Origin of the sequence: Solwaraspora sp. WMMA2080 (genome assembly GCF_027497395.1) — a bacterium.
In the GTDB taxonomy this organism is placed as follows: Bacteria; Actinomycetota; Actinomycetes; order Mycobacteriales; family Micromonosporaceae; genus Micromonospora_E.
On record NZ_CP114910.1, the window covers coordinates 1,181,131 to 1,193,949 of the forward strand.

11 protein-coding genes are annotated in these 12,819 nt (G+C 69.8%); 10 read left to right on the forward strand and 1 reads right to left on the reverse strand.

Going from position 1 to position 12,819, the window contains the following annotated elements:
- Positions 1-117: 117 nt before the first annotated feature.
- Positions 118-378 carry a DUF6879 family protein gene (locus tag O7543_RS05210; RefSeq protein WP_348650120.1) on the forward strand — a complete coding sequence of 87 codons (261 nt, stop codon included), beginning with the start codon at positions 118-120 and terminating at the stop codon, positions 376-378.
- A gap of 266 nt (positions 379-644) precedes the next feature.
- Here the strand turns inward: O7543_RS05210 and O7543_RS05215 are convergent, their stop codons facing one another.
- Positions 645-875 carry a hypothetical protein gene (locus tag O7543_RS05215; protein WP_281567348.1) on the reverse strand — a complete coding sequence of 77 codons (231 nt, stop codon included), beginning with the start codon at positions 873-875 and terminating at the stop codon, positions 645-647.
- Positions 876-884: 9 nt separating this feature from the next.
- Between O7543_RS05215 and O7543_RS05220 the strand changes: the two genes are divergently transcribed.
- The 9 genes from O7543_RS05220 to O7543_RS05260 are packed head-to-tail and all read left to right on the forward strand — an operon-like array spanning position 885 to position 12,808.
- Positions 885-3,119 carry a lantibiotic dehydratase gene (locus tag O7543_RS05220; protein WP_281567349.1) on the forward strand — a complete coding sequence of 745 codons (2,235 nt, stop codon included), beginning with the start codon at positions 885-887 and terminating at the stop codon, positions 3,117-3,119.
- Positions 3,120-3,140: 21 nt separating this feature from the next.
- Positions 3,141-4,487 carry a radical SAM protein gene (locus O7543_RS05225; RefSeq protein ID WP_281554895.1) on the forward strand — a complete coding sequence of 449 codons (1,347 nt, stop codon included), beginning with the start codon at positions 3,141-3,143 and terminating at the stop codon, positions 4,485-4,487.
- On the forward strand, positions 4,484-5,569 hold the full coding sequence (locus tag O7543_RS05230; RefSeq protein WP_281554894.1) for an agmatinase family protein: 1,086 nt from the start codon (positions 4,484-4,486) through the stop codon (positions 5,567-5,569). Before O7543_RS05225 ends, O7543_RS05230 begins: the two co-directional genes overlap by 4 nt.
- A complete protein-coding gene (locus O7543_RS05235; protein ID WP_281554893.1) occupies positions 5,566-6,615 on the forward strand; it encodes a hypothetical protein in 1,050 nt (349 codons plus the stop codon). The genes O7543_RS05230 and O7543_RS05235 overlap by 4 nt, the downstream gene beginning before the upstream one ends.
- A complete protein-coding gene (locus tag O7543_RS05240) occupies positions 6,612-7,547 on the forward strand; it encodes a PHP domain-containing protein (protein WP_281554892.1) in 936 nt (311 codons plus the stop codon). The genes O7543_RS05235 and O7543_RS05240 overlap by 4 nt, the downstream gene beginning before the upstream one ends.
- Positions 7,544-10,096 (forward strand): lantibiotic dehydratase, encoded by a 2,553-nt coding sequence (locus O7543_RS05245; protein ID WP_281554891.1) that lies wholly within the window; start codon positions 7,544-7,546, stop codon positions 10,094-10,096. The genes O7543_RS05240 and O7543_RS05245 overlap by 4 nt, the downstream gene beginning before the upstream one ends.
- A gap of 14 nt (positions 10,097-10,110) precedes the next feature.
- On the forward strand, positions 10,111-11,304 hold the full coding sequence (locus O7543_RS05250) for an MFS transporter (RefSeq protein ID WP_281554890.1): 1,194 nt from the start codon (positions 10,111-10,113) through the stop codon (positions 11,302-11,304).
- An 8-nt stretch (positions 11,305-11,312) separates the two neighbouring features.
- Positions 11,313-12,245: an aminoglycoside phosphotransferase family protein gene (locus O7543_RS05255; RefSeq protein WP_281554889.1), complete on the forward strand. Its 933-nt coding sequence runs from the start codon at positions 11,313-11,315 to the stop codon at positions 12,243-12,245.
- Positions 12,233-12,808 carry a cob(I)yrinic acid a,c-diamide adenosyltransferase gene (locus O7543_RS05260; protein WP_281554888.1) on the forward strand — a complete coding sequence of 192 codons (576 nt, stop codon included), beginning with the start codon at positions 12,233-12,235 and terminating at the stop codon, positions 12,806-12,808. Before O7543_RS05255 ends, O7543_RS05260 begins: the two co-directional genes overlap by 13 nt.
- The last annotated feature ends 11 nt before the right edge of the window (positions 12,809-12,819 follow it).

Here is a 12,819-nt window from a genome sequence, read left to right on the forward strand (position 1 = left end):
GACCAGGGCTTCGCGCCGTTCGGCGGCAGCACCCGAAACGGCATCCGAAGGTTCCTCACCCCGCGATGCCGCCAACATCACGCCCCACGTAGGGAAAGTTGATGCCGGCGGCATCACCTGTGGGCTGTCCGTGCCTCATGGTGGCGGCCGTGGCTGGACGTCGAGGCTGAGGCCACCCGACGCGGCATGGTGCTGCGACGGGCTCGAATCATCTCCGAGCCGATCAGCCCCTACATCCGTTACGAGTACGACGGGACCTGCACCAACATCGCCGCTGGCGAGCAGGCCCGATGGCTGCCACGGCGACGCACCGCCGACCTGCTGCTGCCCGGGGTGGATGGACGAACGGCTCGACTACATCTGCGGCCCGACGCTTGATCCCAGCCGGGCAATCCGACGCTGAGGCGGCCGACGCAGCGCCAGTCCTGGACCTTGCCGGCATCGGTCGTACAACACTCGTAATCCCATTGACTCCGATCTTCGTCTTGGGTTTACTGGACCTCACTGTCCTCGATCGAGCGACGCCGCACGTGTGTCGCGGATTTGACAGCCGTCTGGCAATGGCAATCAGGTAACGGGGGAATATGAGCATCGCTGCGCGCGCAGCGACCATCGGCCGATGGTCGCTCGCCCCGGTCGTGCTGCTACGGCAGGCGGGCTTTCCGCTTGCCGTGGCCGACGGCCTTCTCGACCCGGACTGCGCTGGCTACGCCGATGATGTGCTCGATCAGCGCGACACCACGTGGCGCCTTGCCCAGCGCCTCAAAGTTGCCCTGCGTGCAGCGAGGGCCGGGTGGCGCGGCGATCTCGCGTCCGGCGTCGGCATGCTGCGCCCTTTCCACGCGACTGATCTCGACCGGCTGCTGCGCGACCATCCCGGCGCGGTGGCCGGTGCCGCGACGGCATACCAGCAAGCGGCGACCGACCTCGACACCGCCTGGACCGCCTGGATCTCACGGCTTACGGCCGCGATCGACCGGAACCGCCGCGAGGTGATCCGGATTGCCGCGGAACCGGACTTCCAGCAGGTACTCCTGCTGTCCAACGACGCCCGGTACGCCGAGTTCATCGCCTGGCTCGAGCGAGGCGCCACCGGCTCGTCCGGCCACATCCGACGGATGACCGACTTGCTTACCATGTATGTGCAGCGAGTCACGACCAAGAACGAGACCCACTCACACTTCGGGCCGCTGGCGGTGGCTCGGGTGATCCCCGCCGCGACCGGTGTCTCATGGCGTGCCGGTCCGCTGCGCCGCGTCGCGCATCTCTCGCACTGGGCCGGTGAACGGCTCGCCGAGACGTTCAGCGGACGGCCAGGCAACCACGAGTTGGTGCGGCCCCGCCGACGGCCGTTGGCGTTTCTCGACGACGGAAGCCTCGTCCGGTACGCCTTCCGCGCCACCACCGGGATGCCTGACGGCTGGCGGTTCGAGGCCGTCTCCACCACACCGCTCGACGAGGACCAGCGGTGGCTGTGGCAGCACTGCGACGGCACACGCACGATCGGCGAGCTACGGGCGGCTTGGGGCGACCGGCAAACCCACCTGGACGACGTGCTCGACAGCCTGGTCCGGGCCGACCTGCTGATCGACCGCTGGGAAATCCCGATCGGCACCGCGGATCCCCTGCGGGCTCTGGCGGGACTGCTGCCCGACACCGACGACGACGCCCGGTCCGTGGCGTCCTTCCGCGAGCAACTCGACAGGTTCGCCGCCGCCCCCGCCGAACACCGGGCGCCGCTGCTGGCCCGGCTCAAGGAGGACTTCGCCGCCGTCACCGGCACCGTGCCCAACCGTGCCGGTGGTGCCCACTACGCCGACCGCGCAATCTTCTACGAGGAGGCGTACGGCCCAGTCAAGGATCTGCGCCTCGGCGGCGACATGGCCGCGCTGATCGCCGAGGAGCTGCGGATCGTCTACGACCTGGCCCTGACCGGACCCCGAATCCGCGTCCACCGCGAGCGCCGGCTGCTCGGCGAGTGGATGACCAACCGGTTCGGTGCGGGGACGAACGTCGGGCTCGACCGTTTCTACGCCGCGTTCTACGTCGATGCCGACGCCCTCGCCCGCCAATGCGAGCAGGTCGACGAGGAGATCGCGGCAGCCGGGCGCACCATCCTGGCGACCCTGCTGGAGGACTGGCGCCTCGGCGACGCTGAGGCGGTCACCGACCGGAGCCGGCTGGAGCAGACCCTGGCCGCGCTCGCCGTGCCGGAACCGGCGGTATGCAACCCCGACGTAATGATCGCCGCACCCAACGCCGCCGCGATCGGCCGCGGCGAGTTCCTCGCGGTCGTCGGCGACTGCCACGGCGTCCGCGAGGCACTGACCCACTCGAGTTTCGCGCCGCTGATCGCAGCCGAGGCGCCGGACATCCTCGACGAGGTGGTGCGGCGCTACCAGGAGCTGCTCGACGACGACGAACTCCTGGTCGACCTGTCCCGCTCCCACCCGGACAAGACCGGCGCGCAACTGACCTATCCATGCCCCGACCTGGAGGTCTATGGTCGATCGCCCAAGGGGCCCGGCGAGGTCCTGCACCCCGGACAGCTGTTTCTGACCGTCCGCGACGGCCGGCCCGAACTGCGTGCGCACGGAGTCGACCGGCGGCTGAGGCTACTCGCCCCGCTCGCGGGCGGACCCAGCATCCGCCAGGACCCCCTGTCACCGTTCGCGTTCCCCCGGCACTTCGGCGGGATCGGCCTGCACACCGATGACCGCGAACACCTGCCCCGGATTCGCTGCGGCCGAGTCGTGCTGCACCGGGCCCGATGGCGGCTGCCAGCGACCGCGCTGCGTGGCTGGAGCCCGGGCGTGCACCCGGCCTCAGGCGATGCAGCCGAGTTTCTGGCCGCTCGCGATCTGCGACGCCGCCGGGGCATGCCCGACACCGGCTTCGTGAAGATCCCCGGGGAGCCCAAACCCATCTTCGTCGACTGGAGGTCGCCGCTATTGGTGCGGCAGGTGTGCCGGCTGGCGCGTCGAACCGGACGCCCCGTGGACTTCAGCGAGATGTTCCCCGCCCGTACGGACCTCTGGCTCGACCTCGACGGCAAGCGATACACGAGCGAGCTGCGCTGTGCTCTCTTCTCCCGGGGTACCGGCGCGCAGCTCCCCTGACACGCACCCACTGGAGGAACTTTGCTGCGCGGCTGTGTGGTCCAACTGCCCTTCCCATCCACCGCGGCGCCCGACAGCCGCCTGTCCGACTACTACCTCGCCTACGACCAGGCGTTCCGGTCGTTCCTTCCCGAGTACTTCATCCCAGCCGACGGCTTGTGGGAGATGCCACTCTGGGTCGCCCACCTGACGGCTCTACTGGACACCGCCGGCATCGACTCCACGTTTCAGGACCTGTCGCGGATCCCCGCCGACGCCGCCGCCTGCACCGAGCCACTGATGGCCGCGACCAAACCCGGCGACCTGGTGCTGTGCTCCCCGCTGGCGCAGAATTTCCGGCTCGCCCTAGAGGTCGCCGGCCACCTGGAGGCCGCCGGCCGCCGGGTGGTCCTCGGCGGAAACATGGCCCCGCTGGCTCCGGAAGGCTCGGTACACCTGGTGCACCGAGGACAGCTCGACACCAGGTTCGTCCGGCGGCTCGTTGCCCTCGACTACAGCCGCAGGGCCAGCGAGAAACCCTTCGTCAAGGGCCTGTCGGAGGAGCGCATCACCTGGATGCCCGACTACCGGCACCTCGGCGGCTATCGGGGCCAGGTGCCGCTGCTGCGCCTCAACGCCAGCCACGGCTGCCTATACGAGTGCGCTTTCTGCGGTGACGCGTGGAGTAAGAGCCTTACCTTGGTGGATCGCAAGGCCCTGGAGGCCGAGGTCGACGATCTCGCCACCCGATTCCCGGATACCCGGCTGATCTACATCGGCGACAAGACGTTCGGCCAGTCCCGTGAGGCAGTGCGCAACCTCATCGACGTGTTCTGTGACCGACCCGGCTACCGGTTCATCGTGCAGACCCATGTCCTGCAGGTGAAGCAGCAGGTCCTCGACCAGATGCAGGAACTGGGCGTGGTGGCGGTGGAACTCGGCTTCGAATCGGCGGACTCGGGGATGCTCAAGCGGCTGGGCAAGCTGTCGCGCGGACTCGACCACTACACCGGCCGGATCCGCGAGCTCAGCGACGCGGGCTTCAAAGTGGTGCTTAATCTGATGGGCGGCCTCGACGAGGAGACCGAGGAGTCGCACCGGGTGACGCTGGACTGGCTCGACGAGAACCGCGACCGGCTGTGGCTGTTCAACCTTTACAACTTCGTCCCGTACCCCCTGGTACCGGACTTCCCCCGGCTGCGCGGCCGGATCTTCGACTGGGACTTCGCCAACTGGCGCGAAGACGCGCCGGTCGTCTACCGCCCGGCGTACCTGACCCCGCAGCGCAGCTGGGAACTGTTCCACGAAAAGGTCGCCACCGCCCACCGCATCGTCCGCGGCGGGTTGGCAGGTGCCCTCGCCGCAACCAGCGATTCGGAGGCGCGATGAGCGAGCTACCAGATTTTGAGGCCCTACAGAACAGCGTCAAACCTGACGACTTCGAACAGGACCCGCTGCCCGGCTGGGCGGGACTGGGTACGCTGTTCGGCGCGCCCGACGCCCGTGGCGCCACCCCCGATCTCGGCGGGGAAGGCTGGGCCGTGGCCGGCATACCGTTCGACGGCACGGCCAGCTCCCGACCCGGCGCGGCCGAGGGCCCCCGGGCAATCCGCCAGGCAAGCCTGGTCTTCGCCAGCTACCTGAACAGCCTCGGCGAGTGGCAGATGCTGGACACCCGCCGCGGCGACACCTTTCGCTACCGGGCACCCCGGATCGCCGACGTGGGCGACCTGCACACCTACCCCACCAACACGGTCAAGACGTTCCAGGCGGTCGCCGCCGAGGCACGCCGGGTCAGCGCCGCCGCCCCGCACGTTATCTTCCTCAACGGCGACCATTCCTGCACGTTTCCGACGTTCGCCGGGTTCCGGGCCGGCCGGCTCGACAACGGCCCGAAGCGGTTCGGATTCATCAACATCGACCACCACTTCGACTTCGGCAACGTAAATGTGCTGCACGGGCCGCTCTACCACGGGTCGAACTCCCGCCGGATCAGCGAGATTCCCGGCATCCGGCCCGAAGACATCGCATTCGTCGGCGTCGGTGATGTCACCAAGTACGACCAGTTCCGCAGCCTGCTCGACCGGGGCTTCCACGTGGTGCCCGGCGCCCAGATCCGCCGCGACGGCGCGGCGGCCGCGCTTGCCCCGGTGATCGCGCGGCTCGGAGAACAATGCGATACCGTGTACATCTCGCTCGACATCGACGTGCTCGACAGCGCGTCGGCCACCGGCACCGGGCACGTGACCATGGGCGGCATCAGCGTCGGCGAACTGCTAGACGTGTACGAGGAACTGCGCGCATTGCCCGTCGTCGCGCTCGACATCGCCGAGGTCTCCCCCCGCTACGACCCGTCGGGCAGCACCGCCCAGATCGCCGCGCACCTGCTGTTCAACTTCCTGTTCCGCACCGACTCGCAACCCTCCGGACTTGCACCCTGGACCCCCGGCAGTACTCAGGAGCAACGATGAGATTCGCCCCCGCCGCCGCATTCATCGACTGCTCCGACCTGCCGTCGGCCGCCGAGCGGGAACGTCCGGACCTCGCCGACCGGCTCAGCGGCCGGGCCGTCGACCTGCTGCACGACATCGGGTTCGCGGTGTTCCGGATCGGACGGCTGCGGCTGGGCGTCGATGAGAGCCGACGGATCGCCCTGGATCTGGCACAGCGGATCCGCCGGACACTGATTTTCCGCGGTGCTCCCGCAGACATGCGGCTGGAGGTGGATAAGCCCCAGAGCACCTACGTGCCGGCCGGATTCTTCACCCGCACCCTGCTACCCCACCACGACGGCCAGCACTGCTCCTACCTGACGCCCAGCCGGCTGGACATGCCCGAGTGGGACCCGGCCATGCGTGAGTTCGGGACCACCGGATACACCACGACCCCGGCGCACAAGATGTACCAGGGGATCTTCCTGGCCGACCCCGGCGAGGGCTTGAGCGTCACCACGTACTACGACTGGATCTCGATCGTGCACGAGGTGCTGGGCGCACGGGGCATCAAGGACGCCGACGACACGGTCACGGCCGCCCGGTGGCTGGGGGAGAACCTGCGTACGGCCGTGCTGCGCCAGCCGGAGCACGGCTGCCCCTACCCCTCCTATGGCGCGATGCTGGGGTTGGGCGAGACGATGTGGCACGGCCTGTCCTTCCACCATAGCGAGAGCCCGCTGAGTTCGGCGGACGCCGAGCGCTTCCCGGCCGCCGTGCCGCTGTCACGGCGCTGTGCGTGCGGGCGATGCGAGGGCGACGCCGCGCGCCTGTTCTGCCACATGATGCTGTCGGCGACCGGTTCGACGTGGAGCGAGCTGCGCGAGCGCTGGGAGGTCGCCGCCCCCGGTGAACACTGTGACCTGCTGATCGGCCACAACCTAGCCATGATTCACGGTGGGTTGCGGGGCGGGCCCGGTCGCGTCCTCGAACCACTGTGCATGGTGGTCGACAAGCCCGAGGGTACCGAGTACGAGCGCTGGCTGTCCGCGGCCTGGCGGCGTTCGCTACCGATGCCGTCGTGACCCGTGGCGTCCCGTCGGCCGTCGCCACTCCGGTCGACCTGCACGTGCACACCTCGCGTTCCGACGGTGACGACGCACCAGCACAGGCTGCGGCGTACTGCCTGGCTGCCGACCTGCGTGTGGTGGCGGTGGCCGACCACAACACGATGAGCGGCATCGCGCCGTTCAGCGCGGCGGTGGGTGGCGCGGCGACCGTCGTGGCCGGCTGCGAGATCACCGCCGATTGGGAGGGTGAGGAGGTGCACTGCCTCGCATACTTCGTCGACCCCGCCGACGCCGCCTTCGCCCGGCGGGTGCGCTCGGTACACGACGCCGAGGCCACCTGGTGGCGAGCCTGGATTGAGCGGGTGCAGGCGATCGGGGTGCCGCTCACCGAGGAAGACGTCGACGCCGCACTCGGCGACGACCGGGTCGCCTACGTGGGCGACTACCTGGCGCTGCTGGCCCGCACCGCTGGCGACGACCCGCGGTTCGCCATCTACGGGCCCGGCACGTACGGCGCCATCGCGCGGGACTGGTGCCGCCCGGGCCAGCCACTGCACGTGCCCGCGCCCTGGCGGCCCGCACTGACCGAGGTCCTGTCGTGGATCGGCGAAGCCGGCGCCGTGGCGGTCCTGGCCCACCCGGCGGCCCTGCTGTCCGCACGCGACGACGCCGCGTGCCGTGTCCTGCTGGACACCTGGGCCGACGCCGGCCTGGCCGGAATCGAAGTGTGGACCAGCTGGCACCGGCCGGCCGACAGTGCCCGGCTGGCACAGCTCAGCGCGGCCGTGGGCCTGCTCGCCACGACCGGCTCCGACTATCACGGCCCACGGCTCAAACCCTGGGTGCCCACGCCGGGTCGGGTCCCGGTCGTGGGCCCCGACCCAATGGCGATCGTTGACGCCCTGCACGAGCGCCGGACCGCCCGCGTGACCAAGGCAGGCACATGACCACTGACACACATCCGGCAAGCGTCGAGATGAACGCGTCCGACCACGCCTGGCATCTGGTGCCGACCGTCGTGCTGCGGCAGGCGGGATATCCGCTGGAGATGCTCGATCCGCTTGTCGACGCCGAACAGGCGTCTCGGGCGGTCTCGCTGACCGAACGCCGTGAGCGTCTGGCCGAACTGGCCGCCACCGCCAAGGCGGTGCTCCGCCGGCACCGTAAGGCTGGCACGCAGCGACTCGCCTCCGAGATCGGGCAGCTCCGCCCGATCACCACCGAGGACCTCGCCCCGGTACTCGACGCCCTGCCCGACACCGAGAGCGGTCCGTTACGCGCGTACCGGGACGCGGCCGCCGCGCTGCACACCGACTGGCAGGTGTTCCGCGACCAGCACCGGGAACGGCTTGACGCCGCCGGCGACGCGGTGGCGCGGGCCTTCATCGAGGACTCTCTGCGCCAGGTGCTGCTGCTGTCCAACGACGCCGCCTATCCCACTCTTGCGGCCTGGCTGGACGGCTACCACGGCGAGCCGGGACGGCACACCCGCAAGATGACCGACCTACTCACCATGTATCTGCAACGGATCACCACCAAGAACGAGACACACTCGCATTTCGGCCCGTTCACGGTGGGCCGGGTCGGCACGACGCCCGGCATCACCTGGACGGGGGAAGGGCCGCTGCGGCGCACAGCGTTCTTCACCCACTGGGCGGCCGAACGGCTCGCGCTCGCCGCCGGGGAGATGCCCGGCATGCTCGACCACGTCCGGCCCCGCCGGCGACCACTCACGTTCCTACGTGACGGTCGCATCGAGGCGTACGCCTTCACTACCCGCGACGGTCTGGACGCCGAGTGGCACTTTCGACAGCAAGGCGACTGGGACGTGACACCCGGTGAACAGTGGCTGTGGGAACGCGCCGTGGGCGCTCGTACCGTCGCCGACCTGCGCGCGGAATGGCCATTCCCGGAACCTTTCGAGGAGGTCTTGCGGCGTGCCGTGGACGATAAGTGGCTCACGGCCGAGTTCGAGGTGCCGGTCGGCGACGCCGCGCCGCTGCGCCGCCTGCGGGAGCTGCTGCCTCACGACGCCGCGCACGCCGCGCCGATGCTGGCCGCCGTCGACGCGTTCGAACAGGACCTGCTGCATTTCTCGGCCGCGCCCCCGGCCCAGCGCCCCGCCGTGCTAACCGCAGCCAAGCGGCGTTTCGAGGAGCTGACCGGGGTGCCCGGCAACCGCAACAGTGGCCTGCACTACGCCGACCGCAGCATCCTGTTCGAGGAGGCGCACAGCCGGCTGCGCGGGCTGACCATCGGACCCGACGTGGCCGACTTTCTCACCACCGAGCTCGCCGTCGTCTATGAGCTCGTGCTGGCTGGGCCGCGCCTGCGGATGCGGCGTGAACGCGAGGTGCTCACCCGGTGGGTGCGCGACACGTTCGGCACCGGCGTGGAGGTGCCACTTGACCGCCTGTACGCCTGCTCGTTCGCCGACCTGGATCGGCTGGCCCGCGACTGCGCGCCGATCGAGGCGGAACTGGTCGAGCTGGACGAGGTGATCCTGCACGCGCTGATCGGGCCGGACACCGACCGCCCGGAGGTGGTGGTTCCCCGGGACGTACTGGAGGGGATCATCGCGGCGCACCCGGCCGACCCGCCCGCGTTGTGCAACCCCGATGTCCTGTTCGCCGCCCCGAGCCAGGCCGCGTTGGCGCGCGGCGCGTTCACCGCCGTGATCGGCGACTGCCATGCGGTCCGTGAAGTAATCACGCACACCAGCTTCGGTCCCCTGGTGCAGGAGCTCGACCCGCGCCTGCTGCCGGAGGTGTACCGGGGGTACCAGTCGCTGCTCGACGGCGACGAGATCCTGGTCAACCTGTCCCGCGGGCACCCGGACAAGTCCTCCACCCAGCTGGTCTACCCCTGCCACGATCTCGAAGTGTTCGGGCGTTCGGCGCAGGATCGCGACCTGGTTCTGCAGCCCACCCAGCTGTACCTGATCATCAATGGCGGGCGCCTGGAACTGCGGGCCCACCACGTCGAGGGACGGTTGCGGCTGATGGCGCCGCCAGCCGGAGGCCCAAGCATCCTTCAGGATCCGCTGTCACCGTTCGCCTTTCCGCGCCATTTCGGCGGCGTGGCATTGCGGGCCGCCTCCCTGACGCACGTGCCCCGTATCCGGTGCGGGCGGGTGATCCTGCAACGGGAGACCTGGCGGGTGCCGTCCGAGCGGCTGCGTGGTGTGACCCTCTCCGGCGACCGGATCGCCGCCGATGACGCTGCGGAATATCTCGCGGCGTGCCGGCTGCGCGCCGAGTTGGGCCTGCCGCGTCACGTCTTCGTCAAGGCGCCCGGTGAGCCCAAACCCGTCTACGTCGACTGGGAGGCGCCGCTGCTGGTACGCCAGCTGTGCCGGATCGCCCGTCGCGGCGCGGGGCTTTTGGAGGTGTCCGAGATGCTGCCGTCCCCGGACGAGCGGTGGTTCGAGACCGGCGGCGTCCGGTACACGACCGAGATTCGGTGCGCGCTGTTTTCGGCCGGGTGGCACGGGTGACGACCGGTGCCCCGATGAGGTCGCGGACGGCGTACCGGCGACTGGTGGCCGCGGTTGGCGTCTCCGGGGTCGGTGACGGCGTCCGGTTCGCTGCGCTGCCGCTGCTGGCCGCTGCGGTGCTCGACGACGGATTCCAGGTGGCCGTGGTCACTGCGGCCACCACCGTTCCCTGGCTGCTGTTCGGACTGCCGGCGGGCGTGTACGCCGACCGTGTCGAGCGACGCCGGCTGATGGTACTGGCCGACGTGCTGCGCATGGCGACGATGAGCGCCGCGGTGCTGCTGCTGATCGCGGGATGGATGTCGTTCTGGCCGCTGGTGGGGGTGGCGCTGCTGCTCGGTATCGGTGAGGTGGTCTTTGACTGCGCCTCGTTCGCCTACCTGCCGCGAGTGGTGGCTGCCGAGGATCTGGAGACGGCCAACGGCCGGCTGTTCGCTGTGCAGACGATCGGCCGCGACCTGCTGGGCCATCTACTCGGTGGGGTGCTGTTCGCGGTCGGCCGGACGGTGCCCTTCGTACTGGACGCGGTGTCGTTTGCCGGGTCCGCGCTGGTGCTGCGCGGGCTGCCGGACGCCCGGCCGGATCCGGGCTCTAGGACGAAGCCCGATCTGGTGGCCGAGATCCGCCAGGGCATCGAATTTCTGCTCCGGGATCGGCTGCTGCGCCTGATCACGGTGTCCGCCGGACTCATCAACGCGGTTTACCTCGGCCAAGTCGCGGTGTTTGTCTTACTCGTCCGCGACGTTCTGGACCTGCCGTCGGCGGCGTACGGCGCGCTGGTGGCCGGCGGCGCGCTCGGTGGGGTACTCGGCGGTGTGGTCGCGGCGCGGGCCGCCCGGCGGTTCGGCCGTGCGTCAACACTCGGCGCCAGCCTGGCACTGATCGGCCTCGCCGGGGTTGGAGTGGCGGCCACCCGTGAGGTGATCGTGGTGGCGCTGGCGTACGCCGCATCGGGTATGGGGGTTATGATGTGGAATGTCATAGCCGTGTCGTTGCGCCAGGGCGTGATCCCCGACCACCTGTTAGGCCGCACCACGGGCGCATACCGGCTGGTCGCGTGGGGCATGATGCCGGTGGGCGCGCTCGCACTGGGCGCGATCGGTGACGCCGCCGGCCCGCGCGCGGCCTTCCTTACCGGCGGGGCGCTGCTACTGGTGCTCTGCCTGGCCGTCGTTCCCGTGCTACGGCGCGACCCCCGTACCCGCTGAGGAAACCGATGACCGAACACGATGTCCTGCGCGCTCACCTCACCTCCCGCTGGAAGCTCGACGATCTGCAACTGGTCGGCCAGGGCCTGGAGTTCACCGTCTTCCGAGCAGTGGCGCCCGACGGCTGCCCGGTCGCTCTGCGGCTGGCCGGGCAGCGCTTCTCCTCGAACGTCAACGATCCGCACGTGGACGTCCGGAACTTGCTGATCCAGGAGTACCGGATCACTCGGCATCTGGCCGCAGCCGGGTTCGCGGTGGCCGAGCCGATCGAGTTGCACCTGTCCGACCACGACGGTGAACCCGACATGCTCATGGCGCGGTACGTCCCCGACGACGGCAGCCGACTCGACGGTCGCCTGCTCGGATCTACCCTGGCCCGGCTGCACCGTCTCCCGCCACCGCCGCTGACTCCGGTGGCAGCGGAGGAAACCGGCACTCCCCAGGTGCTCACCGCCCGTGTCCTGCGCCGCTGGGCCGAGGTAGGATGCCTGATCAGTGACTGGCCCGCACCGCCGGCCGCGTCCGCGCTGAGCGCGGCACTCGACCGGATCGGCACGGCCGGGCTGGTCCACCTCGACGTGCGCAGCGCCAACGTCCGGCGGTGCAACGGCCGCGTCGAGGCGCTGCTGGACTGGTCCAACACCCTGCTGGGCGACGCCACCGTGGAGTTCGGCCGGCTCATCGAGTACGCCCGCTACCCGGAAAACGAACTCGACCTGGCCGACATCCGCGACGGCTACGTCCGCACCAGCCCACTCCCGCCCGACGACGACCCGGCGACGCTGGCCTGCCGCCTCGACGCCGCCCTGATGCTCGCCCTGGTCTTCCTCTCCGAAGCGCCGGATCCGCTGCGTGGCCCGGCCGCCGCCGACCACGCCCGCGAACTCGGCGAACGGTTCGCCGCCTCTCTCTCCCTACAGGAGCACCCATGGTCAACCTGACCCGCATCTACACCAAGACCGGTGACACCGGTACGACCGCTCTCGGCGACATGAGCCGGGTCGGCAAGACCGACAGCCGCTTGCAGGCCTACGCCGACGTGGACGAGACGAACTCGGTCATCGGCGTAGCGATCGCCGTCGGTGGCCTCGACGCCGACGTGCGGACCCTCCTGGAACGCATCCAGAACGACCTGTTCGACGTCGGTGCCGACCTGTGCACGCCGACCTCCCCGCCCGACCCCGCGATGCCACAGCTGCGCGTCAACGTCGGGTACGTTACCTTCCTCGAAGGGCAGTGTGATCACTACAACGAGGCCCTGACCAAGCTGCGCAGCTTCGTTCTGCCCGGCGGGACACCTGGCGCCGCGTTCCTGCACCAGGCCCGTACCGTGGCCCGCCGCGCCGAACGCTCCACCTGGCAGGCCCTGTCCGAGTACCCCGGCACAATGAACCGCGACACGGCCCAGTACCTTAACCGGCTTTCGGACCTGCTGTTCATCCTGGCTCGCCACGCCAACCGGGACCAGGGCGACATCCTGTGGAAGCCGGGCGCCAACCGCTGAGGTAGGGGCGT